Below are 24,137 nucleotides of genomic sequence, written 5' to 3' on the forward strand. Positions count from 1 at the left end.
GCGGTTTTTGTTTTAAATAGCTTATCATAATAATCCGCTCTGTCTGCTTGAAACTGATTAATTGTACTCAATAGTCGTATAGACTTTTATTATAGAAAAGCGCTTTCTATGCCTCGAAGAATAGCTAATTTTGATTATCAATAAATTACTATTCTTATGATAACCGGACTATACGAAACCCATGTCCAAGTCAGTGACCTGGCAAAAGCAGTGCAATTTTATACCGAAATACTGGGATTACAATTGGCACATTACGACGAAACCAGACCAATAGCCTTCCTATGGATTGGCGAAGGAAAAAAAGCCATGTTGGGACTATGGGAACAAAAGGAATCTATACAGACACGACATTTTGCCTTTACTTGTGATATTGAATTTATACAGCAACATTCTGAGCTCTTTTTAAAAAACAACCAGCTTCAGCCTTATAATTTCCTTAAAAACGGTTCATCAACACCTATGGTATTTGCATGGATGCCTGCATTGGCTATTTATTTCAACGATCCTGACGGCAACCAATTGGAATTCATATCGCTTTTAGAAGGAAACGGACAACCTGAATTAGGCGTACTTTCCTATGATAAATGGCTGGAATTGAAAAAATCATAAACCGGTTGAATTTTTGTTTTATGTCTTTAAGTTATAAAACCATGAATCGTGATGATTCATGGTTTTTTGTTATTGGTTGTTTAGGCACCAATGTAATATTTTAGCAATATTCTTTGCATCATCAACACCTCTGTGGTGTGTTCCTTCAAGTGGTATTTCAAGAATATGCAAAGCACCGTTCATGCCTGTTGGTTTTGACAGTCCTCTTGTTTCAGCAAACAAAACCTTCACATTAATATGGTCGTTGCCCATTGGATAGTTCACGCCAAAGGACATGCATTGCCTTTTCAGCATATTTAAATCATATTGGCCGTAGCTCGCCCAGGTATATAAATCCGGATTGTATTCGTCAATAAGTTTTTCAATGGCTTCTTCAAACAATACGCCCTCTTTATCCAATAAATCCTGGGTTATTGTTGTAAGCTCCGTACAAAACGGACTTACTGTTGAACGCTGCGGCTTGATTAAAATACCCTGGCTCTTAGAAATTTCACCTGTAGCCGTGTCTAACAGGCTCAAGCCTATTTCTATAATCTCATTTGCTTCCCCATCGGGAATCTGACCTTTCCAGCACGTCGCTTCAAGGTCTATAATTATAATTTTATCTGTTGTTTTCATTTTGTTTTACTTTTTAAAAACCACGAACTCATTGAAAACAAATTCGTGGTTTTAACTTAATCTATTAATAACTGCGTTACAGCAGCTGCATTTATCGCCCATTGAGCATCATAAACCTCATCCGCATTTAAGGATTCGATAATCTCCAAACCTTGAGCTTCTGCTTTAAGTTGTAGCAGACTACCGATATTCAATTTACTGCTCAGTTTTGATAATAGAGCCTGAACTCCTTTATAGTCCAGACCTTGGACAATTTGACCACCAAAAGTCATCTCTAACCAAATGATTTCTTTTTTGGCAACATCCAGCACACCAAAAACCAAACCTTTTGCAACGTTTTGAGTTACTCTTACCTGATGGTCAACACAAGACGGATCATAAGCTACGCCTGTTCTTTCCGATATTTTCATCGGGTATTTGCTATTCATCCATCCTACAACAAGGTTCGGAGTAATGTTTCCATTGCTATACGCATTACACGTAAAGGTCACAAATTTTGCTCTTGCCTTTTTCAACTCATCGATATTGATGTTGATATATTCTGCCGTACCAATTTTATTCGGTATGCTTCTGATATCACCACTATGCTTACAACCGATTGTATTTAATCTGCTGAACGAGCACATATCCAACTTGTTTTCATAAGCAATATGGCAGCTTAAGTCCATATCCAAATGCTGGGCTGGCAAATCTTTACCCCATTGCATGAACAGTCTCACTTCATTACCTTTAACTGGGTAACGAGTACCCATCAAGGCAACAGGTAAATCCTGAACCGTATCACTTCTATCTCCAATAGAAACAGGAATGTTGAATAATTGCGGATCGATATACATCGTCTTGTTATCATTTGCAACAGCAGCGAATCTTTTTTTCATTGCCAGAATACACAAATCTTCAATCTGGCTTTTCATCGCCTCTAATTGCTTTTCATCATATAAACCTAATAAGATGTTGGCACCAATTCTCTTATTAGTTCCTCCTAATGGCTTCACGCTTCTTTGTATGTTTTTATCAAAATAATTTTGAGCATACATGTTTAGTGTGAATAGTAGCCTTGCAGGAATTTTATCGATAATCTCCGTAAAGTGGACAATTGTTTCGTCAGAACCAAACCAAAGCATATTCGAGAATAAAGAACGTGCGAATAGACCTGGACGCTGCTTCAGCAAAGCAAATGTTTTTTCAACATCCATTTTTAAACGGTAACGGTTTACGTCTGCCTGCCAAACATCATACGCCTGGTTATAGAATACATCCAACAATTCGCTTAGTTTTCCAAAGCCTTTTCTTTTAGCGTATTCTGCCAAACGCAAAGCTCTGATAAAACGAATCCACATTCCTCTTTTCGGATGCATGGTTTCACACATAGCCTGCACATCCATATCCAAATTGTTTAGCCAATTGGCGACCATCAGACATTCTTTTCTAGAGTATTTAAGCTTCAAATCCTTTTTGGCAATCAATTTAGATTGAGCGCTATTATCTGCTGGTATAAAAATATGCTTTCCGTTTTCTTCAACTCTCTTTATGATAGTTTTAGGCTCTATGATTTGCAGTAAGCCTGTTTTCTTGAACCATAAGTATCGTAAGATATCTGTTGGAGACTTGAAATATTGAACTGCTTTTTCTTCTTTATCTTCTTCAATCAAAGTATCGATCACTAAAACTAAAGTCTCTTTTATTCCGATTTCTACTTTTGGCAAAGGCAAATAATGCAATAATACTTTCAAGCTTTCCACCTGAGTAGCGTCAAGAGCTGTCTTAGATTGCAATAATGAATTGAAATAATCATTCAATTGCTTTTCTGTCCACAATTCCAATACTTTTAATTTGCTTCCCTGTCCAAAGTTTTCAATAGTACCAAATTCAAACGGAGTACCACAAAACGGGCAGCCATTGTATCTTTCTAAAGGAAAAGTATTCTTTGGAATACTATGGCCGCACTGCAGAGTAGTTCCTTTGTCTGTCTTGAAAACATTAGCAATCATCGTAACAATATGATCAAAAGCAGATTCACCGGTTGGAACATTCCATTCCTTAACCAACGGAGTCCAATTTTTATCGATACCTAAAACTGTTTTTAAAGTTTCTAAGACTTCTATTTTATAGCCTGGATTAACATTATTCAAAGCATGCAATAAAGTTTCTGAAAAAGTAAATCCCAGTTTCGAAACATTCGCTAATAATACTGCTGTTGGAGCAGACAATACTTTACTATCGTTTGCTATCAATTCATTCGGGATAAAGATTGCATTCTGGCGCAAACTGATTTTTAATAGTTCTTTTGTTTTCATTTTGTTTTTGGTTTTAAATTAGATAATTGTGTTTCTGGGTTCTACCTGAAAGAGTTTTGAAGTAAGAAACACTTGACCTTATTTTATTCTTGAAGATAATGGAATAGCTGAATCAATGTAATTTGGTGGGCTTCCCCAGGAGTAAGCTAATCTTGACCTTCTAAACTAATGGTGATTTAAAAACTTGCCGGACTCGAACCGGAAATACCAATTTTCTGAAGTAAGTTTTTATTGACCATTAATTTGTGGAGCAGGCGGGATTCGAACCCGCGACCCGGACATCAAAAGTGTAAGAAGTAAGTTTTTGTTGACCTTTTCAGATAATTTCAAAAACTGACCTGCTCTAACCGCTGAGCTACTGCCCCATAATTTTAAAAAAGTTAGCCGGTAATCGGGTAAGTGCTATCTTGGAAGGTTATTCGAAGTAACTCACACTTGACCTTGCTAACTATTTTATATTTCAATGAACTTATTGTTTTATTACATGACAAAGATTTCAAAACTACTGCGCAATTATTTTGCGCAGTGAATTAAATTTATAGAAGTCCTAGTCTTTTCTGGTGTTCACGGTCTCTTTGTTCAATGGCTCCGAAAGGACTTCCTTTAAAATAGCCTATATTAACAAAGCCATTTTCTTCTGTTATGAGCGACTCTTTCTTGGTAACGGCTCCTGTATATTTAGAACCATAATTGCCCGTGAGCTTTTTGGTTGCCGGATCAAGATCGCCCCATTCGGGTGTTTTCCCATTATAAATTGGCTCAACAAAATAAATAATACCTGTTAGCCTAGACTTCATCAGGAAGCGTCCCGTTTCATCCGTGTTTGTCAAAAACCTTTTTAAGATGTCTTTTCTCATGATTAGTATTTTTTTTAATTAAACATTGTGGAACAGATTCGAGTTGAACGAATACCTTTAGTGCTTCAAACTAACAGGAAGAGAGACTCGAACTCTCAAAAAACAGATCCTAAATCTGCCGCGTATACCATTCCGCCATTCCTGCAATTGATAAGTCTGGAAAGCAGGATTCGAACCTGCGACCTCCCGCGTCCAAGGCGGGTAAACAACCTTCGTTATCTTCCCAGTTTTTTTTGGGTGCTTTCGGGAATCGAACCCTGTTCTTCAGAACCACAATCTGAGGTTTTACCTAATAAACTAAAAGCACCGTATACGGTTCATATGGGATTACTCACAGCTTTCTCCCGAGAGACAGTTAGGAAGGTTAGCCAGTAACCCCAATGAGCCAGTTCCTTTCCAGAACTTATGTGACCACGATGGGATTCGAACCTGCGACCACCTGCTTAGAAGGCAGAGGGTCTATCCCTCTTTTGGGCATAAAAAAAGCACCTCGTTAAAGGTGCTTCATATCATACTACAGGATAAAATTATCCTATCAGCCTGTAATGATCATACACCTGTGTTTTATAAAATTTGCTATCCAGTCTCGGGAAAGCTTGATGAATGTTATGTAATCTAAAAGCAAACATATCTTTATAGTTTATAATTGTTAGTTGATAGTTTATAGTTGGCATATCTTAAATCAAAAATCTTAAATCTCAAATCAGAAATCCTTCCATTTTTCTTCGGCAAAGATAAAGTCGAAAAAATTAAACTTCCAAATTATTTTTTAATTTATTTTATTGATAATCAATTAATTACATTTATTTTTAAACAAAATAAATCCTGTCCGCTGGGTTGCAGATATCTTTACAATATTCAAATGACTGTCTCTCATTTGGTTAGTTTCCAAGTCTTATTTTCTATTTTTTATACTAGGCATGAAACATTTTTTTACTTTTTTTAGGCTGTGCTTTGTAAGGCACTTGTTTTTATATCATTTTTATTGTTTTTTCTTTAATTTCTTTTTCCAAAACCTTGCTTAATCTGTCTTATTTGTCTTCAAAATAGCTGTAAAACAAAAAAAGCGCCCTGATGTCAGGACGCTTTTTATATAGTTTCGGATTATCAATTACAAATTTTGCTTGAAATCTTTACAATACATACCACATCCCTGGCATTTCGCCAGAAGCTTTGCTCCAATACGATCGCTTATTAATCTAAATGACGGTGCGCTATGTTGGTATATTGTATTCATTTCGAGGACAAATGTAATTGTTTTTTTGAGAAAGTAATAAGGATTATTCCTATTAGTCAAAAATATTCAATCAAGAATACAAACTTTTTCGGATATCAATCAAAGTTTCTAATCCTTTTTTTTCATCTGGATAGTCTGGCAAAATTGACGTTTTATAATAATTATCAATTGAGATAATCAGCTGATCTGCCAATCTCAATAACTCATCATACTCTTTCTCTCCTGATTTAATAGCCAGCAACTCTGCGCGATTTAAAACACGAATATTTAACTTTCCGGTAGAAAGAATCTGCTCAGCAGTTTGTAACAATCGGATTGTATGCATCATATTTTTGCTGTCATAATTTTTTCCGTGCTGCTGGTTAGTCTGGTATCGGTCTTCATTGCGTTTATCAATCCAGTTCCAATATTCCGTATATTCTTTGCAGTATTTAGAATAGCCATCTTTATTGCAAGAAAGATAAACTACAGGAGCTTCCCCTTTCGGAATAGATGAAAGCGAAACTTCATTAGAGCTTTCTTTTTGGATAATGCCTTTATAGCCCAGGTTTCCTTCTACATCATAAAACAACGCAAACATGTCCCGTGAATTTGACAGGTTAATTAAACCGCATCGTTCTTGCTGATAGTTCCGTTCATTCAGCCATTGTCGTAGCGGTATACTTACGTAACCTTGCAGTATATAACAGAAATCCAAAAGGCTTTTCTTTTCCTTAGCCATTGGATTCACGATTTTCTTTTTCAATCCTCTTGCCTTTTTAATCTGCGTTACGGCATAGCCAGCAAAAGTGTCCTTACATAACTTGGACAGAAAGTCTTCTAGCCGTAAGCGCTCCATTAACGGATGTTTGTAAAGAATACAATCCTCAGGCGTAGCCAAGATTTCTAAAATATTTGGATTGTTTTTGAGTAGTAATTCCACAAAACGGCCGATTTCATAATATACCTCGTCGTTGGTTTCATTAGCAACCTGTGGAATATAATCCAATCCATAGAACTTTTCTTTGGGCAAGTAAAATACTCCTTTAATATCAGTATCTGATGTAGGCGTATCTAACCCAAAGGACTTGCTTCCTGAAATGACTTCAAAGAGAATTAGGTTTTGTGATTTAAGGTCTTGGATGGTCATGCTTCTTTGTAAAATTCTTCTGCAATATAAAACAGTATTTATAAATTTTAATTCAACAATTATTCTATTTAATACAGTTTTTAAAAAAACTATCCAACTCCCTGCTTACCTTCTTTCCACTAGCCAAACTCCCAGCATTCTCCTGATTAAACCTAATCGTTTCCATTAAAAAGTCTGTAATCAAAACTTCTTTCGGATGTAGATAGCCTTCATCTTGTTGTGCTTTGATATCCAACAATTCCGCTATCTTTTCTTGTACTTCTATGGGAGCAATAGGCAACAGTTCTGCAAAAGCCACAGGCGGAAACGTATTCTTTTCTATAATCCACTTGCCAGCCAATGCTGTACGCAATGCATAGAAATAACTTTTTAGCTTGACTTTCTCTACTGAGCATACGTCCATGAAATTCTTGGTCGTGCCCAAATAATGATGCAGACATGCCACAGGCGAAAAGCAAGCTTCGGCTAAAGGCAATATTTCTTTCATAAAAGTTTCATTTCTGTAATATATTACAGGCGAATGTAGCCACTCCAACAAAGTTGCATTGGATTTTGCCAATAACTTTACGGCTTTCCTTAAATCCCAACCAGAGCCATCCAAATCCTCTTCTGTCATAAATTCAATCACATCAGGCTGTTCCCAAAGTGACAGGTAATAGTCAAGATCATGTTTGTAAATAAAGCGTATATCATAATCGCTATCAGGAGATGCAAATCCCCACGCACGGCTTCCCGATTCGCAAGCAAAAAGGATTTCTACACCTTTTTCTTTTTCTATCGTTTTTAATTTATCTAGTATTTTGTCTATCATAATAAGTAATTTCTCAAATTTAAAAATATTTTAAAATAAATTCTCTTTCAACCTACATTATGGCTCTGAAAGAATCCTCCTCTCTCAAAATTTATCCTTCAGAAAACATAAAATTTAATTTATTAGCCTAAGTTTGCACTAGTACCCTTACAACTAAGCTACTACCTTACGTTCACGCCCACAAATCACGAACCCGCCATACAATAGCTTTCTCGTAGTATTAGCATTGCCACAAACCTACCAAACGAGGAACAACATGAAAAAAATTACCCTGTTTGCAGCTTGCCTGTTTTTTATTTTTTCTTCTTCTTATGCCCAAAAAGAACTTTGGGGTTATCGGATGACGCCTTTAGGAACTCCCGGAAGCAACAATGGCGTTATTATCAAAACTGCTCTGGCAGGTGATAGTTCAAATCCTGAAACCATGCATGAGTTTGATCCTAACGGTATGTTGGGAAAGTTTCCAAGAGGCCGACTATTCCAGGCTTCCAACGGAAAATTATATGGTGTGACTGGTTACGATGGCGGTATACCAGGCCCTGGAGTACCATTAGGAGTACTATTTGAATACGATCTTATACTCGACCAATATAAAGTACTTTCTACAACATTAACAGGTGCAATGCATGGTGTTATAGAACCTCAGCCTAACATTCTATATGGCATTACCAATAGCGGTTCTTCCATTTTCAAATACAATATCAATACGGAAGAAATGAGCATCGTTGCAACCATTCCCCCTTTTTCTTATAATAACAGTAACCAATATCCTAAATTTACCGGAGAGCTTATGAAAGCATCCGATGGAAATTTATATGGTGTAACTTCTATGGCGCCATCTGCACAAAATATTCCTTTTCCTGGTGGTATTTATAGGCTGAATCTTTCAAACAACCAACTGACTAAAGTTTATGTTCTTGGTACACCCGGTTCTGGTTCTGATGTCATTCATACTATTTATGAAACCAAACTGGTGGAAGCTCTTCCAGGAAAATTATACGGTACGGCATTGGGTGGAGCTAATATAGGCCCTCAAGGCGTAGCTCCATTGGGCAGCGGGACACTCTTTGAATATACAATTGCTACCAATACGATGGTTAAAAAGTTTGACTTCAACTATGCTGTAAACGGTGCTAATCCTAGTCCAATTATCAAAAGCACCGACAATAAGCTTTATGGTACCTTAGGTGGAAACAATAATAGCAGCTATCCTAATCCAGACGGTCTCGTATTTGAATACGACCTTTCCACAGAAACCATGTCTATCCTTCGTCCTTTTTCTTATGTTGCAGATGATATGGTCAGAGCTCCGTATGGCACATTGCTAAAAGCCAGCGATGGTGCTATTTATGGCAGCAGCGGTCAAGGAAACTTCAAACTTAACCTGACAACAAATACAGTCAACCGAAAAATAATTGCTAATAATACCTATGAACCAAAAGATCTTATCGAAATCTGCCGCAAGCCTTCTTATCACTTTTTTGATACTGCTTCTTTTGTCGTTTGTCAGAACAATCCTTTTGTATTTGACGTACAAAATACCAATGCCATCAGTTATGTCTGGAAAAAAGGCTCAACCGTATTGCCTTCACAAACGACCGCCATACTCTCTATTTCCAATCTTGTAGTATCAGACAGCGGTATTTATACTTGCACGATGACCAATTCCTGTGGTACTACCATAACCATGCCTTTACAACTTACTGTGGATGGCTGTCTGGGTACTGATGAATTCACTTGGAAAAATACTATAAAACTGTACCCAAATCCAGCAGCTAATGTCCTGAACATACAACTTCCAAATACGCCTAATTTTGAAACAAAACGGATTTTAATAAGCAATATGCTAGGACAAACTGTCTACAATGAGGCGTATAAAAATCCGTCAGTCGATATCAACTTTTTGGCAGCCGGAATATACCAACTCCATCTCATTACTGATAAAGGCGACTGGAAAGGCAAATTTGTAAAGGAATAATATTTAGACAAAACCTACTTACACCCAAAAACTACCTATGAAAATAAGACTACTTCTTTTTACATTTTTCCTAATGGCTGCTTTTCCCTGTTTCGGGCAGTTTATAACTGAATGGAATACGGGTGCCAGCACAACAATTACAATTCCGACAACGGGGACAGGATATAACTATACCGCCACCATTGCAAGACTTGATACTCCGGCAACCATCATTACGACATTGAATAATGTTACCGGAAATGCTCAATTTACCGGTTTGACAATCAACACCAATTATCAGGTTAAAATTACCGGAACTTTTCCAAGAATCTATTTCAATAATTCAGGTGATAAAGTAAAACTGAAAAACATTGCGCAATGGGGAAACATTGCCTGGACAAACTTTGCTGGTGCCTTTTATGGCTGTACCACTATGAACATTATGGCAAGCGATGTTCCCGTACTTTCAGGTGTGACTAACATGAGCCAGATGTTTCAATTTTGTATCGCTTTAAATGGCCCGGCCAATATTGGAAGCTGGAATACAGCTACCGTAACCAATATGAGTTATTTATTTAGCGGTGCAACAATTTTTAATCAGAATATCGGAACATGGAATACGGCTCTCGTTACAACTATGAGTAACATGTTTGCCAATGCTACTAATTTCAATCAAAATATTGGAAATTGGAATACAGGAGCCGTTGCCAACATGGAGTATATGTTTTATGCCGCCAGGGCTTTTAACCAGCCCATCGGGAATTGGAATACTGCCAGTCTTACTAATGCAGACGGTATGTTTTCTCAAGCTACTGCCTTTAATCAGAATATCAACAACTGGAATATGGGAGCTGTTACGATTACACGCAGCATGTTTACAGCAGCTACTGCCTTTAACCAGCCTATCGGAAATTGGAATACAAGCGCTGTTACTACAATGAATGGCATGTTTAGTGATGCTACAGCTTTCAACCAGCCTATCGGAAACTGGAATACAGCCGCTGTTGTAGATATGTCAACCCTATTTTCCGGAGCCACGGCCTTCAACCAAAACATAGGCAATTGGAACATGAGTAATGTTATTAATATGAATGCCATGTTTAAAGGAGCTTCGGCTTTTAATCAAAATATCGGTAACTGGAATGTTTCTTCAGCTGTCAATATGCTGAATATGTTTCAAGGGGCAACTTCCTTCAATCAGGACATTAGCAATTGGGACATTTCTTCAGCAATTTCTATGGAAGCCATGTTTAAAGATGCCTCCGCATTTAACCAAAATCTGGGACCATGGGGAGCACGTTTAAATTTAAATTCTTCTTTAGGAGGTTTTTTTGGCGGTATGCTTGATAATTGCGGCATGAGCATTGCCAATTATGATGCAACACTGGTCGGATTTAGTGCCAATGGTCCTCAGAGCCGGGTTTTAGGCGCAGCAGGGCTTTATTATTGCAATGACGGAGCAGCTGCCCGTGCCAACCTCCTATTACCTGTTGTCAACGGTGGAAAAGGCTGGAACATTACAGGTGATATTTCGCTGGCTGCATCAACTCCGCTTTTGGCAGTATCACGTACAACGACAACGCTGACCTATTCAGGATGTAACTACGATTGGTCAAATCCAACAAATCGTGCCCGAAAAATGCTGACTGTCAATCCGAATGGCAATAACTTTTCGCCATCCAACGTACAAATTAATAACAACAATATAGGAACCCTTCCGCCTGGTGTTACTTCTACCGATGGATATTACCAAATCAGCAACGGTACTAACAGCACCAGAGTCAGCAATCGCCTTGTTTCTATTACCGATAGCGGAAACCATACTGCAAATGATGGTATTATTGTACGGGTTTATTATTCCATATCCGAATATACCAATCTGGTTGTAAACGCACCACCTACCGGAGATATCGTAGATGCCGGATGGTTCTTGTCAGACAGCAATACCGCAGCAGCAGTAATTGCCTCTATGTCTGCCGGTACATATGCCCTGCCTGATGCAGAAAAGATTATTCCTTTCAATTCTGGCTCAGAAAATGGTATCGCTTTTGTAGAATTTCGCTTATCCAAAACAGGCACTATCGGGTTGTATGCAAAAACACAGGAAGGTTCGCTAGCTCCTGAATTATCTGTTCCGGATAGATCAAAATCTTTAGCCATAAAAATGTATCCGAATCCTGCCAAAAACCAACTGCATTTTGAATTTACCGATAGCCAAAATTCGGAAATACAAAAAATTGCCATTACCAATATGTTGGGACAGACAATTTATACCATTACCGAAAATCCAAAATCTATAGATGTTTCATTACTAGCTTCGGGAATATACCAGATTTCGGTTTCTACAGATCGTGGTAATTGGAATGGTAAGTTTATAAAAGAATAGCAGGCTGAAATTGCCTGCTATTTTTAATCTTCTCTGCTTCCGTCATCTGCCATACGCACCATTTTAGGAGTAAATTTTGCTACTACATCTACTAATTCCTGTTGCGATGCCATGACCTGGTTGATATCTTTATAGGCCATAGGCGCTTCATCCAGTCCGGCACCAATCAGCGTTACGCCATGATGATTTAGAACGGCCTGCATTTCATTTTTGGTAATCGTCCTAAAAGCCTGACCTCTGCTCATCTGTCGTCCGGCACCATGCGAAGCCGAGTTGATGGCGTTTTCTTCTCCTTTTCCTCTAACCAGAAATCCAGGTGCCGTCATACTTCCCGGTATGATTCCCATCACACCTTTTGCGGCCGGAGTTGCTCCTTTTCTGTGTACGATTACTTCTTCTCCATTCCAGATTTCTTTCCAGGCAAAATTATGATGGTTCTCCACTTTCGCCAACACCTCAGCACCCAATGCTTGTTGCATCTTATTATGGATGATTTCATGGCAGGCCGAAGCATAATCTCCCGCCAGATTCATGGCTATCCAATACTCTTGTCCTATCTCCGAGTTCATATCCAGATAAGCCAGATTTCTTGCCACTTCCGGTAATGGGCATAACTCTTTTGCAATTTTAGTATAATGTCCGGCAACAGTAGCACCAAAACCTCTGGAACCGGAATGTGTCAACAACGCAACATATTTTCCTTTGGAAATACCCAAAACGGCATCATCCGATTCAAATTCTAAAATTCCGAATTCAACGAAATGGTTTCCTCCACCGGAAGACCCTAGTTGTGACCAAGCCTTATCTTTTAAATTCTTGATAAACGGGTTAGTTTCAAAGTTAGGGCTTTCCAGTACAGCATGATCTGCTCTGTATTGTCCCTGGAAACCGTGACCTGCACCAAATTTAGAATGCGCTATCAGCTCTCTCTTGAATTTGTGTTCATTCTCATAATAGAAATCTTCCGGAATATCATAAACCGACAGGGCCATTCTACAACCAATATCCACACCTACTCCATAAGGAATAATAGCATTTTGCGTAGCCAATACGCCTCCAATTGGTAATCCGTAACCTTGGTGCGCATCTGGCATCAGGGCACCGGCAACCGTAACTGGCAATTGCATCGCAATTTTCATCTGATCTATGGCTCCTGCTTCAATATGGTTTAGTCCATAGGATGAAAAGGCTTTCGGGTTTGGATTCAGGGCAATAAAATCTTCTGGTTTTTCTGCAAACTTTTCGATTAATGCTATAGCCAATTTTCCAAAAAGCGCATCTTCGATATACTCCTCTGGAGCTTCCAATACCTTTTTATACCTATCGAACATCTGGTCTTTTGTATAGCCAGTTCTCTTTTTATTTACTTTTAGGGCAATCCCGATAACGCTTCCCTGAGGATATCCCAATTCCAGCAAATCGGTTCCGTTGATTGGTGTTTTCATGTTTTCCATTTTTTGATGGTACAAAGATGCACATGCACCTGCGCAATTATTTTGCGTAGTAATTTTTTATTCTTCTCTTACTTGAATTATTGATTTTTTAAAAGTAAAAAAGTATGACTAATATCACGTTTCTATTTTTCAACTTTGATTAATTTTGATTTCAATAATCCTAATATTCAACAATCTAGAACATTTTAGAATAAATTAAAATTAAAAAAATGAGCAAGACATTAGACAGAAAGCCTGCTAAGGCATGTTACGAACACATTGGAGGAAAACTTGGAATGCTTTTATTAGAACAGTTTACAGCAAAAGGCTGGTTAGCTAAAGAGAAACCGGATGACAAAAATTTTTACATTACCGACAAGGGAATACTTGAGTTTACAAAATTAGGTATTGACTTATCACAAATTAAATCTTGAATTCTATGAATATACGCGACTTCGACAACTTTTTTCTTCCTGCCAAAAATCTTAATGAAGCAAAGGAATTTTATAAAGACAAACTTGGACTTGAGATTAAATTTGATTTTTCAGATAAAGGTATGACAGCCTTTAAAGTAGGTAAAAATGAGCCTGCTATTATTCTTAGTACTATGCAAAATGCAAAACCGGCTATTTGGTTTACTGTAGATAATGTACAGGAAGCATACGAGGGCCTAAAACAAAAAGGAGTAACGTTTTTGAGCGAGCCATTTGAGATAATGACCGGCTTAGCTGTAGAATTTAACGACCCGTTTGGCAATAAGCTAGGATTAACAGATTATTCCAAGCTAAACAAACAGGAATAAAGCTGATAGCAACCATATATAAAAAACGAAACCAATCAAAAAAGTTTTGATTGGTTTCTGAATGTAACCTTGGTGAGATTCGAACTCACATTCCCTCTCAGGCATTACGGCTGCAAATACGCTTCCCTACTTTCCCTAACGATTTCGGTGCTTCTGTAAATTCTACCCATTAGTCCGCGCAGGTCTAACCGGAATATCCGTAAACTCAATGGCCAGTAAATTTTGCCACAGGCTTTTCCCTTTAAGCTACAAGGCCTTATTAGATTATTTTGATGGTACAAAGATGATTACACTACTACGCAATTATTTTGCGCAGTAAAAAAGAATTTTTATTTTTGGCTAACTGGTAAATACTTTTTACTTCCTTACTCTTTAAAACTAAGAAAAAATGTCTCAAAACAAGAATGCCCTTATCCGTTATAAAACCATTGATAAATGCCTGCAAAACCAATATAGGAAATGGACTTTGGAAGATTTGATGGAGGCTTGTTCTAAAGCATTGTTTGAATACGAAGGCAAAGAAAATTCCGTAAGCAAAAGAACCACTCAGCTCGATATTCAGCTTATGCGTAGTGAAAAATTAGGTTATAATGCGCCTATTGTGGTCTATGACAAAAAGTATTATAAATATGAAGACGAGGAATATACCATAACCGATATTCCACTAACCGAAACGGATATCAATGTACTGACCGAAACCGTTTCAATGCTCAAGCAGTTTAAAGATTTTTCTTTATTCAATGATGTATCCGATATATTACAGCGTCTTGAAGATAAGATTTATGCAGAGAAATCGCATACCCAACCTGTTATCTATCTGGATAAAAATGAGAACTTAAAAGGATTGCATTTTCTGGACATACTATACCAGGCCATCATCAAGAAAGTTGTAGTGATACTTACTTATAAATCGTTTAAATCCAGAGAATCTCAACAGTTTATCTTTCATCCGTTCATTTTAAAAGAATTCAATAACCGCTGGTTTTTGGTTGGTAAGAAAAAAGCAGCGTTGCCTATTGTCAACCTGGCATTAGACCGTATCGAAGCAGTCGATTTTGATTTTAACCATCCGTATGCTGAAGAGAATTTCAATGCAGAAGATTTCTACAAAGACGTGATCGGCGTTTCGGTTAGCGAAGGCCAAAGAGTCAGAAATATCCGTTTGTGGGTAGATGCTCATAATGCGCCTTATGTAATAACAAAACCATTTCACCACTCCCAAAAAGTTGAAGAACATCAGAGAGGTGGAAGTATTGTAATCAGCCTGATGTTAAACATCAATTATGAATTTGAAAGGCTGATTATGGGATTTGCTGAAGGAATTGAAGTACTGGCTCCTGAAAGCCTTAGACAACGAATTAGAGAAAAACATAAAAAAGCATTGAGAAAATACGACCAGCCCGTTAAATAAATCCCAATACATATCGTACATATCAGATAAAAACAGAATTTAGCCTTATGCAGCTACAGTATTTCAGTCCAAAAAACAAAATCCTAGCCCAATATATTGAAGGTTATTATTTCTTAGAAAAGGAAAGAGATGAACCTAGGGTTGAATATTTTACTTTCCCGAATAATTTCAGTATCGTATCTGTCATTGATGATACCCGGCTAATGATTGATAATACGGGTATTTTTGCCGAAGAAAAAAAAGGAACTCCTTTTCTTTCCACACTCATCTGCCATTATAAAAAACCATTCAAAATACATTACGAAGGCAAGATTAGAGAAATTACCTTTTACTTTAAGCCTTTAGGACTGAATGCTTTTATTTCAAAACCGTTAGAGTATTATCTTAAAAATTTTTCCAGTTCTTTTGCCCCTTTCGAAGATTATGAGGCGACTATGAAATCAATATTGAATGGAAATAATAAGGAGGAACAGCGAAACCAGATTGAAAAATATTGGTTGTCTAAGCTAATCGGTTTTGAAAATCCGCTAATACAGGATGTAGTGCTGGAACTGATAGAAAATGCAGGAGAAGCATCTATCGAACAGCTTGCGGCAAAACACCATACAAGCCGACAAAATATTGCGCGACAGTTTCATATTCACATAGGCAAGACACCTTCAGAATTTAAAAAAATACAACGATTTAGGGAAACGATGGCTAAAAACACCGAGCTTGCCAATAAGGATAAAAGCAAAGGTACATTGAGCTATGACAGTACTTTTTATGACCAATCGCACCTTATTAAAGATTTTAAGGCATTTACAGGATTAACTCCTAAGGCATTTTTCAAGTCGGTTTCTTTACAGGAAAATGCTACGATAAACTGGCTGTTTTTATAATACAGTAAAAGTTTCTTACTAAGCCTATTTTACTTTGCGCCTTTGCGCCTTTGCGAGCAACTATTTCACGCAAAGGCGCAGAGCCGCAAAGTTTGAAAAAAGAATTCCTTAGAAAATAAACCTTGATTTTTAGTTTTGACTTTCTGCAAACTTTTTAAAGTCACCCATAAATTTAAGCGACTGTTTCTTGAAAGCACCCGGCATCAGAAAAGCCATCACTTTCATAAAACCTTTTAGTTGGAATTCATTTTCCGTTACATATTTGGTCTTAGTATCGGAAAGTTTAATAAAACTATTTCTTACGCTATTAAAGACGCCGTCGGCTTCATAAGTTCCCGTAAATTCTTCCGGCAGGTTGCGTACCGTGACGGTTTCAATCATTTCAAATTCACGATTGCCCATCTTAAACTTAAGTTTTGATTTTGCGCCAGGCTGTCCCGGAGTACCGCTCAAATGTTCAAAACTCTGTAAGCCTTCCATCCATTGACCCATCGTATCAGGATTATCAAACAGTTCAATAACCTTGTCAATAGGTTGGTCAATTTCAATTTCTACAGTGTATTTCATAAAAGCGTTTGATTTTAAGGAGCATCAAAAGTACAAAAAGATGATACTATTTTGCCAGTTCCCTGATATCTTCTATTTCCAAAATAGATTTTGGATAACCTTTCTTGACAGCATTAATCATAGCCTGACCTACTTGTTTCATAGTAAGTGAACTTTTAGGAAAAAAGATTGGGAATAGCGGGATGATAATTTTAAGGACTCTCTTTACGTTTTTCTGTTCCTTAAAAGGCTTCATAAATCCCGGTCGGAAATTATATTCGGCTTTAAAAGGCAACTTTTGCAGCGCATTTTCTGTCCTGCCTTTTACCCTTGCCCACATTATCTTCCCTTTTTCGGTACTGTCTGTATGTCCGCCAGACACAAATGTAAAAACCATATCCGGATTGACTAAAACCAGTGTTTGGGCAAAAGCCAAGGTCGTATCATACGTAATGTGTGTATAATCAGCTTCATTCATACCTATAGAACTGATTCCTGCACAATAAAAGCAGGCATCATAGCCTTTTAAGGCTTCAGCATGCTGTTCCAATTTCATAAAATCAGATACGATCAGTTCTTCTAATTTAGAATGTTTGATGGGCGAAGGCTTGCGATTTACCATCAACACTTTAGTTACGGCTGAATTTTCAAGGCATTCTAACAAAACGCCCTCACCTACCATTCCCGTAGCACCTGTAATGATTACTTTCATTTCAATTATAGATTAAATTGTCTCTTTATTTATTTGCAAAGTTCACTACAAAGCAAAACTATTGTTTTGTTAGAAAGTCCAAATCGTTTTGTTGTAAAGCTCAAAAAAACTATTGGTTATAGCTGATTTCAGATATGTTCCAATGTCCTACTAATATATAAAAAAGGCTGCCAAGTTGTACTAGCAGCCCATGATATCCTTTATATAAATCGTATTACGACTCCAAAAGTGCATCCAGATTTTCCAATCCGGCAGTAAATCCTTCTTTGAAGCCCATTTCGATAATTTTTTCAAGGTCTTCCAATGCTTTATAAACAATTTCAATATTTACAATCGTCGACCCGGAATGTTCTTTGAATGTGTTAGTCCAGAACGACCTTTCGAAGCTCGTATTTATGGTACCATTCTCATCACAGAAAGCATCAAAAGTAGAGAAACTTTCACCTTCTTTGATGGTTTGAAAGTCAGCCCTTGCCCAATGTTCTGAACCATCTGGCCCTACCATTGCATAAAGCCAAAATCCTCCTTCTGTAAAATCCATAGACTTCGTTCTGGCTTTCCATGGTTTTGGCGCCCACCATTGGTCTAAAAGTTCACTTTTTGTCCAGGCAGCCCATACTCTGTCGCGAGTTGCTGCAAATTCTCTTTCTACTCTGATTTTCTTATTTTCCTTATCAACAGTAAAATTCATTAAAAGATTGTTTCTCATTTTTTTTTTGATTTAAGTTATTCAATATTATCCGGTTAGCAAAATACTTTATGCAAAAATTTAGAAAGTTGCTTTAATCTGTCACATATCAGCAACCATTCAGTTGCAAATATAAGCAACTTTTTGGTTGCACAAAATATTTTAGTATTTTTTTTAAGACAATACAGTTGAAAAAGAATTACCAAACGTAAAGAATAGAGTTAATATAAGGCCCAGAGCCTGTGTATAATAAATTAAGCTGATCTGCCAGATAAATTCCATTGACAATAAATTTATAACGGTATTCACCTTTTGGTAGCGTAAAAGTGCAGATCCATCTGTTGTTTATCTTTTGCATCGATATCGGTTTCCAATCTGAAAAATCGCCTGATAACAAGACTTGTTCTGCTCCTTCAAAATCATTTATTTGAAACGTTACGGTTTGATTTTGCTGCTTTCCAAGTAATACGGCTACATAATTTTCAGGATCAGTACCAAATACTTTAGCAAAATAGTGATTGCTTTCTTCAATTCGCCCTTCTTTTCTATAGGCAACACCCAGCCATGTATCAATTTCTTTATCTTCCGGTTCGTATTTTTTCAGGCATTCAAGAAAATGAATACCATCACTTGCCTTGCCAATCGCTATAGCTTGTATCCCTAGTTCAATGCCGTCATGGTTATTAAAATTGTATTCTTTTGGATGGTATTTCCGTAAAGAATCATAGACTAAAATAGCACCATCAATACCCGAAATGCTATACTTATCGAGTATAATCTCACTAATACTTTTAGGAAAATAAGAAGCCATATCTTGAAAATGTTTCCCTTTTTTTAATTCTTCAGCTAATGAAATTATAACTGGTGTTTTAAAATCGTTTTTATAGTACAAGTGAAAGCTTTTCTTTTTTAGCTCCACAGCCATAGAATAATTAGTCACAATATTGCTGGGTTTCTTTTGGGCTGTTCGTTGAAGAATAGTTACGATATTTTGTAAAGCATAAGTATTGTTCTTCCCTAAATAATCATTGGCTGCATCCCTACGCCAGCAAGTTTCGTGATGCCCGTTTTTGATACAATAATTGGTCAGTGTGAAGTTGTCTGTAGTTTTCCGCTCTATAAAACTTCCATGAACGGTAGCATAATCACCGCTGGCGTCACCTATGAAAAGTTGTGCGCCTGTCAATCGGGTCAGGTTAAATTTTGAAATAAATTTCAGAGCCTCTTTGACCGTTTTACAGTTTCTTAGGATATAAGTAACTACTTCTTCTTCCCTATTCTGTTTTTTAGGATCATGGGAAGCAGGCACTGCATCAATTGCAGTGTAATCCAGAAACAAACCATGTTCATTCATTCCTCCTTGCGGATTTTTATACATGAGGCTGTTTATTTTTTCATAGACCGACAGTTCTGTCCAAATCATATAACCGTATGATTTCCCCGTAGCAGGAAAATACCATAATCGATACGAAAGAGACGAATCTTCATCTTCATTGTTTCCAATCCAGACGTTTCGTCCGTCGTTAGCCATAAAAATTGTACAGGCATTTGATAATTCTATGCCGAAGAAAATCAATACTAAAAAGAGGAGAAGGGATTTCATAAATAGCAGTTTAAAAGGCCAAAATTAGCCTGAAAAACTTGCCTGCCTGTTCGTGTTTATCCAGCCGAACCGATTTATCGTTGACTATTTTGCTTTAGATATTGGGTTGGCGACAAACCGGTATATTTTTTAAAAGCCGTATTAAAAGTGGTTTTTGAATTAAAACCTGAAGCAAAGGCAATGCCCAGCATATTCAGTTCTTCGGACTTGTCAGACAACAGCAATCGTTGTGCTTCTTCTACTCTTTTGCTATTGATATAACTGTAAAAATTATTGCCTGTCACTTCATTAATCAGATAAGATGCATCATGAATACTGATTTTGAGTTTATCAGCCAGAACCGGAAGACTTAACTCATTGTCTAAAAAAATCTTTTCTTCAGTTATCAGCCTATTCAGTTGTTCCGATAGTCTTTCTACTTCATTTTTTTCAAGACGGGCTGATTTCTTTGAATTATTTTGCGGTGCCTCAAAAAGCTCTGAAATGTCTTGCAATTCTTTCTTTCCAAAAGCGAAAATGGTTCGCTGTCTGATAGAAAAGTACGCCAGAAAAAAAGCAGAAATTGCATAAGCTATCGGCATTACTTTTAGCATAAAAGACATTCCGATCAAAGCATCATTTATCCAGAATATCAGAACAAGAGCCAAAATCAGTAAAAAATACCGAAGCCAATTGAGATTGATTTCTTTGACTGAGGCAGTTATCAGGCGTAAGTTCTTTTGATGGCGTACTAAGGCAAAATAACTCAGACTGATGTATACTAATAGCTGAATAGGCAACAAGTCACGGACAAGGAAATCGGTATATCCAATACTGAACAGTTTTTGTCTTATCAGGTTTCCATCTCCTGAAAAAAGAAAGCATTCAATAAGCACATAGAATAGAAAAGGTAAAAAATGCAGCCAATCTTTTGGTTTAAGAGTCTTGGTCGGATTTACAAAGAAAAGCGTTGCCAGTAAAAGGCTTGGCGCCATTAGAAATTGTATTGCATTTATAAATAGAATCAGATAACCGGTTGCTTCTCCAAAACTAATTCCTAAAAAAGAACTGCCCATAAGGAATACAAAAAAGGCAAGCCATCTGTTTGCTTTGCTGTTTTGTCCCAACGGATGGAAAAAAAGCAAGAAACTCAGAAGGAAGCACGATCCCGTAGAAAAATACATTAGGGCAAGGTTCATTTGGAGAAAGTTTAGTAGGAAGCCATATTATCGTCTAGGAGTAATTAATTGTAATTGATCTAATTTATCTAACATTTCAACAAAAAGGTGCTGTAACGATTTCAAGACAGTGCTATCCCTTACCGTTTAGTTCAAAATTATTATCTGGAAGCTTTTCTTCCCAGATTCCTTTTTGATCAGATATCAAGATATTTACATCCTTTTGTAATGCAATAGAATCACGTATTTTCTTATTTCGTAAAAGAGATTTTGTCTTAAATTCATTATTTGATTTTATAATAAATGCTTTATCAAATTCAGGATAACCAATCTCTACGTCCTGAGCACCAAATAACTTTTCAATTTTTCTGGTAAAATCTGCCCTGTAAATTTCAAATTGAAAATTATCTGCCGAAATTATCGGGGCAATTATTCTTGTCACTTTTGTACTCAACTTTCCTGACCATATAGTATAATTATCAAAGACAATTAGCCATTTATTATGCTCAATTTCTGTTCGGTCGGAATGCCACGAATAGCCCTTCACAAAACTACCGCCAGTCTCTTTGGCAAATTCTTTCCAAATATTATTCTTCACTTTGAGTAGGGTCATTATTCAATTTTTAATTGTAATACATATTATGATATCAAATATAAATAAAGTGTTTTTTAACATTTACAAAAGACACTTTCAAATTTATATATATTTGTACCAAAACAATCTCAATGCTGCACGAATTTCCTTTTTATCTTGCTGTGATCTTGGCAATTGTACTTTTGGTAATGCTTGCCAACAAAATCAAGGTCGCCTATCCTATTCTATTAGTTCTCGCCGGTCTTGCAATCAGTTTTATTCCAGGAACTCCATTAGTCAAAATCGATCCGGAATTGATATTTATTATCTTTTTACCTCCACTTTTATACGAAGCGGCTTGGTCAACTTCGTGGAAAGAGCTATGGCGATGGCGTAGAATAATTGGCAGCTTTGCTTTTCTGATTGTTTTCCTTACGGCTTTTGCTGTAGCAATTGTTTCGAATTATTTTATTCCCGGATTCTCACTGGCGCTAGGTTTTCTATTAGGCGGTATTGTTTCACCACCTGATGCCGTGAGCGTAGGTGCCATATTAAAATTCGTAAAAGTACCCAAACGATTAGCATCAATGCTGGAGGGCGAAAGTTTGCTGAATGATGCTTCCAGCTTAATTGTTTTCCGATTTGCCTTAATAGCCATCGGAACTGGGCATTTTGTATTTCGGGAAGCTGTTGTAGATTTCAGTTGGATGGTTTTTGGTGGAATAGCCATAGGCGTGTCTATCGCTTATATATTCTTCAAAACACACCGACTTCTACCTACTGATGTCAATATGGATATCGTACTCACTCTCGTTGCTCCTTATATTATGTATATGGTTGCTGAAGAAGTACATAGTTCAGGTGTATTATCTGTGGTAAGTGGCGGATTATTCCTATCTAAAAGGAGTCACCAGTTTTTATCAAGTAGTAGCCGATTGAGGGCTGTAAACTTTTGGGAGTCTTTGGTATTCGTACTTAACGGACTGGTATTTATGTTTATCGGGCTTGAACTTCCGGAAATTGTTGACGGTATAGGTAATATAGGACTTTCTACTGCTATAGGTTACGGAGTGCTGATTACCGGAGTGCTAATTGTCGTAAGGATTATTTCTGCTTATGGCGCTGTTATCGTTACTTTGATTGCGCGCAATTTTATTCCCGTAGCCGAATCCAGAAACCCTGGCATTAAAGGCCCATTTGTTTTAGGATGGGCAGGTATGCGAGGCGTGGTGTCATTGGCAGCAGCTTTGTCTATACCGGTTCATTTAAAAAATGGTATGCCGTTTCCGGAACGCCATCTTATCTTGTTTATCACTTTTGTCGTCATCCTTCTTACTTTGGTATTGCAAGGACTTACATTGCCTTACATTATCCGAAAATTCAACCTGCCGGAATACGACCATCCGTTAAGCGATGAAGAATCCTACCACCAAATGTACAAACAGCTTACGCAACAGAGCCTGAAACATCTGAAAGCCAACTTTGCAAAAGAACTCGAAGAACAGGTAGTCTTACAGCAGATGGCTCGCAAATGGGAAGACAGTAATTATCTTCCAGATGATGCTTCGATGGTAATAGAATGTAAAATGGTGTACCTATCCTTACTCGACCAACAACGCCAATGGCTACGTGACTGGAATCAGGATCATCATGTCAATGAAGAAGTCGTACGCAAACATTTACGTCGTCTGGATATTGAAGAAGAGAAAATGTCATTTCAATAATCTTAAGGAATTATAAAATAACTAATCAGCCAGGTCTATAGCCTGGCTTTTTTTATATGCTTTCCTTTTCAATCGAACTATCCATCCCTTAGCTCTTTTTAGATGGTCATGTAAAAGTTAGAAAAACTTTAAAAATATTTTTTTTCTGTTAAAAAATAAAAATAAACTCATTTACTATGCATGCATAATATTTTATTTTGTATATTTGGAATAACCTAATTCGTATATGAAAGATAAAACTATAGACTATATACTGAGAGCGACTTGGCAAGCCGTTTCCAGAATGTATAATGAAGAAGCCGCAAAATATGGTGCTACTATGGCCACAGGATTTGCTTTACTCAGCCTTGACAAAGATAAAGGGTCGCCATCAACAACATTGGGTCCAAAAATGGGCATGGAGCCTACGAGCCTGACCCGTACCCTAAAATCTATGGAAGATAAAGGACTTATAACCCGAAAGAAAAATCCTGTCGACGGACGTGGTGTACTGATACATCTTACAAAGTTTGGAAAAGAAAAAAGAGAGCTTTCTAAGAACACCGTACTTAAATTTAATGAAAAAATCAGGGAACATATACCGGAAGAAAAACTGCTTCACTTTATTGAAGTTGCTGAAACTATCAATACGCTGATTGCCGACAAAAGTATCTTCTCAGATATACCCGAAGAAAAACAGATGCAAACAACAAACAAATAATAGTA

The 24,137-nt window shown here is 37.2% G+C and carries 21 protein-coding genes and 4 tRNA genes; 9 read left to right on the top strand and 16 right to left on the bottom strand.

Annotated features, from left to right (window positions below):
* Positions 1-156: 156 nt before the first annotated feature.
* Positions 157-609 carry a VOC family protein gene (locus ABH942_RS00660; protein WP_370028970.1) on the top strand — a complete coding sequence of 151 codons (453 nt, stop codon included), beginning with the start codon at positions 157-159 and terminating at the stop codon, positions 607-609.
* Positions 610-678: 69 nt separating this feature from the next.
* Here the strand turns inward: ABH942_RS00660 and ABH942_RS00665 are convergent, their stop codons facing one another.
* From ABH942_RS00665 to ABH942_RS00705, 9 genes are all read right to left on the bottom strand, one after another.
* Positions 679-1,227 (bottom strand): exonuclease domain-containing protein, encoded by a 549-nt coding sequence (locus tag ABH942_RS00665; RefSeq protein ID WP_370028972.1) that lies wholly within the window; start codon positions 1,225-1,227, stop codon positions 679-681.
* Positions 1,228-1,283: 56 nt separating this feature from the next.
* Complete coding sequence (locus ABH942_RS00670) at positions 1,284-3,524, bottom strand: hypothetical protein (protein WP_370028974.1); 2,241 nt, start codon at positions 3,522-3,524, stop codon at positions 1,284-1,286.
* 246 nt (positions 3,525-3,770) lie between these two features.
* Positions 3,771-3,889 (bottom strand) — tRNA-Gln (locus ABH942_RS00675).
* A gap of 171 nt (positions 3,890-4,060) precedes the next feature.
* The gene (locus tag ABH942_RS00680) at positions 4,061-4,381 is read right to left on the bottom strand and encodes a hypothetical protein (RefSeq protein WP_370028976.1); all 321 of its coding nucleotides are present in this window, start codon (positions 4,379-4,381) and stop codon (positions 4,061-4,063) included.
* Positions 4,382-4,453: 72 nt separating this feature from the next.
* Positions 4,454-4,526, bottom strand: a tRNA-Leu gene (locus ABH942_RS00685).
* 10 nt (positions 4,527-4,536) lie between these two features.
* A tRNA-Pro gene (locus tag ABH942_RS00690) sits at positions 4,537-4,608 on the bottom strand.
* A 9-nt stretch (positions 4,609-4,617) separates the two neighbouring features.
* A tRNA-His gene (locus ABH942_RS00695) sits at positions 4,618-4,688 on the bottom strand.
* A gap of 1,000 nt (positions 4,689-5,688) precedes the next feature.
* Positions 5,689-6,747 carry a DNA polymerase beta superfamily protein gene (locus tag ABH942_RS00700; protein WP_370028978.1) on the bottom strand — a complete coding sequence of 353 codons (1,059 nt, stop codon included), beginning with the start codon at positions 6,745-6,747 and terminating at the stop codon, positions 5,689-5,691.
* Positions 6,748-6,811: 64 nt separating this feature from the next.
* Entirely contained in the window at positions 6,812-7,558 is a 747-nt protein-coding gene (locus ABH942_RS00705) for a DNA polymerase beta superfamily protein (RefSeq protein ID WP_370028980.1), read from the bottom strand.
* Between the two features lie 256 nt (positions 7,559-7,814).
* On the opposite strand from ABH942_RS00705, the gene ABH942_RS00710 reads away from it, so the two are divergent.
* Positions 7,815-9,536 carry a T9SS type A sorting domain-containing protein gene (locus ABH942_RS00710; protein WP_370028982.1) on the top strand — a complete coding sequence of 574 codons (1,722 nt, stop codon included), beginning with the start codon at positions 7,815-7,817 and terminating at the stop codon, positions 9,534-9,536.
* A gap of 37 nt (positions 9,537-9,573) precedes the next feature.
* Positions 9,574-11,901, top strand: coding sequence for a BspA family leucine-rich repeat surface protein (locus ABH942_RS00715; protein WP_370028984.1), 2,328 nt, complete (start codon positions 9,574-9,576; stop codon positions 11,899-11,901).
* 23 nt (positions 11,902-11,924) lie between these two features.
* On the opposite strand, the gene ABH942_RS00720 is transcribed toward ABH942_RS00715, so the two are convergent.
* On the bottom strand, positions 11,925-13,346 hold the full coding sequence (locus tag ABH942_RS00720; protein WP_370028985.1) for an RtcB family protein: 1,422 nt from the start codon (positions 13,344-13,346) through the stop codon (positions 11,925-11,927).
* Positions 13,347-13,564: 218 nt separating this feature from the next.
* Here ABH942_RS00720 and ABH942_RS00725 point away from each other — a divergent pair, with 218 nt between their 5' ends.
* From ABH942_RS00725 to ABH942_RS00740, 4 genes are all read left to right on the top strand, one after another.
* The gene (locus ABH942_RS00725; RefSeq protein ID WP_370028987.1) at positions 13,565-13,768 is read left to right on the top strand and encodes an ArsR family transcriptional regulator; all 204 of its coding nucleotides are present in this window, start codon (positions 13,565-13,567) and stop codon (positions 13,766-13,768) included.
* A 5-nt stretch (positions 13,769-13,773) separates the two neighbouring features.
* Entirely contained in the window at positions 13,774-14,136 is a 363-nt protein-coding gene (locus ABH942_RS00730) for a VOC family protein (RefSeq protein ID WP_370028989.1), read from the top strand.
* Between the two features lie 388 nt (positions 14,137-14,524).
* Complete coding sequence (locus ABH942_RS00735) at positions 14,525-15,547, top strand: helix-turn-helix transcriptional regulator (RefSeq protein WP_370028991.1); 1,023 nt, start codon at positions 14,525-14,527, stop codon at positions 15,545-15,547.
* A gap of 47 nt (positions 15,548-15,594) precedes the next feature.
* The gene (locus ABH942_RS00740) at positions 15,595-16,428 is read left to right on the top strand and encodes a helix-turn-helix domain-containing protein (protein ID WP_370028993.1); all 834 of its coding nucleotides are present in this window, start codon (positions 15,595-15,597) and stop codon (positions 16,426-16,428) included.
* A gap of 129 nt (positions 16,429-16,557) precedes the next feature.
* Here ABH942_RS00740 and ABH942_RS00745 read toward each other — a convergent pair whose 3' ends face one another.
* From ABH942_RS00745 to ABH942_RS00770, 6 genes are all read right to left on the bottom strand, one after another.
* A complete protein-coding gene (locus tag ABH942_RS00745) occupies positions 16,558-16,995 on the bottom strand; it encodes an SRPBCC family protein (protein ID WP_370028995.1) in 438 nt (145 codons plus the stop codon).
* Between the two features lie 46 nt (positions 16,996-17,041).
* A complete protein-coding gene (locus tag ABH942_RS00750) occupies positions 17,042-17,686 on the bottom strand; it encodes an NAD-dependent epimerase/dehydratase family protein (protein ID WP_370028997.1) in 645 nt (214 codons plus the stop codon).
* Positions 17,687-17,900: 214 nt separating this feature from the next.
* The gene (locus ABH942_RS00755) at positions 17,901-18,395 is read right to left on the bottom strand and encodes an SRPBCC domain-containing protein (protein ID WP_370028999.1); all 495 of its coding nucleotides are present in this window, start codon (positions 18,393-18,395) and stop codon (positions 17,901-17,903) included.
* A gap of 178 nt (positions 18,396-18,573) precedes the next feature.
* Positions 18,574-19,977 (bottom strand): hypothetical protein, encoded by a 1,404-nt coding sequence (locus tag ABH942_RS00760; RefSeq protein ID WP_370029001.1) that lies wholly within the window; start codon positions 19,975-19,977, stop codon positions 18,574-18,576.
* 74 nt (positions 19,978-20,051) lie between these two features.
* Complete coding sequence (locus ABH942_RS00765) at positions 20,052-21,155, bottom strand: helix-turn-helix domain-containing protein (RefSeq protein ID WP_370029003.1); 1,104 nt, start codon at positions 21,153-21,155, stop codon at positions 20,052-20,054.
* A 112-nt stretch (positions 21,156-21,267) separates the two neighbouring features.
* Positions 21,268-21,747 (bottom strand): hypothetical protein, encoded by a 480-nt coding sequence (locus ABH942_RS00770; protein ID WP_370029005.1) that lies wholly within the window; start codon positions 21,745-21,747, stop codon positions 21,268-21,270.
* Between the two features lie 113 nt (positions 21,748-21,860).
* On the opposite strand from ABH942_RS00770, the gene ABH942_RS00775 reads away from it, so the two are divergent.
* Together ABH942_RS00775 and ABH942_RS00780 are read left to right on the top strand one after the other, a co-directional pair.
* Positions 21,861-23,432: a Na+/H+ antiporter gene (locus ABH942_RS00775; RefSeq protein WP_370029006.1), complete on the top strand. Its 1,572-nt coding sequence runs from the start codon at positions 21,861-21,863 to the stop codon at positions 23,430-23,432.
* A 226-nt stretch (positions 23,433-23,658) separates the two neighbouring features.
* Entirely contained in the window at positions 23,659-24,132 is a 474-nt protein-coding gene (locus ABH942_RS00780; RefSeq protein WP_370029008.1) for a MarR family winged helix-turn-helix transcriptional regulator, read from the top strand.
* Positions 24,133-24,137: the final 5 nt, after the last annotated feature.

Origin of the sequence: Flavobacterium sp. 28YEA47A (assembly GCF_041262125.1) — a bacterium.
Lineage (GTDB): Bacteria > Bacteroidota > Bacteroidia > Flavobacteriales > Flavobacteriaceae > Flavobacterium.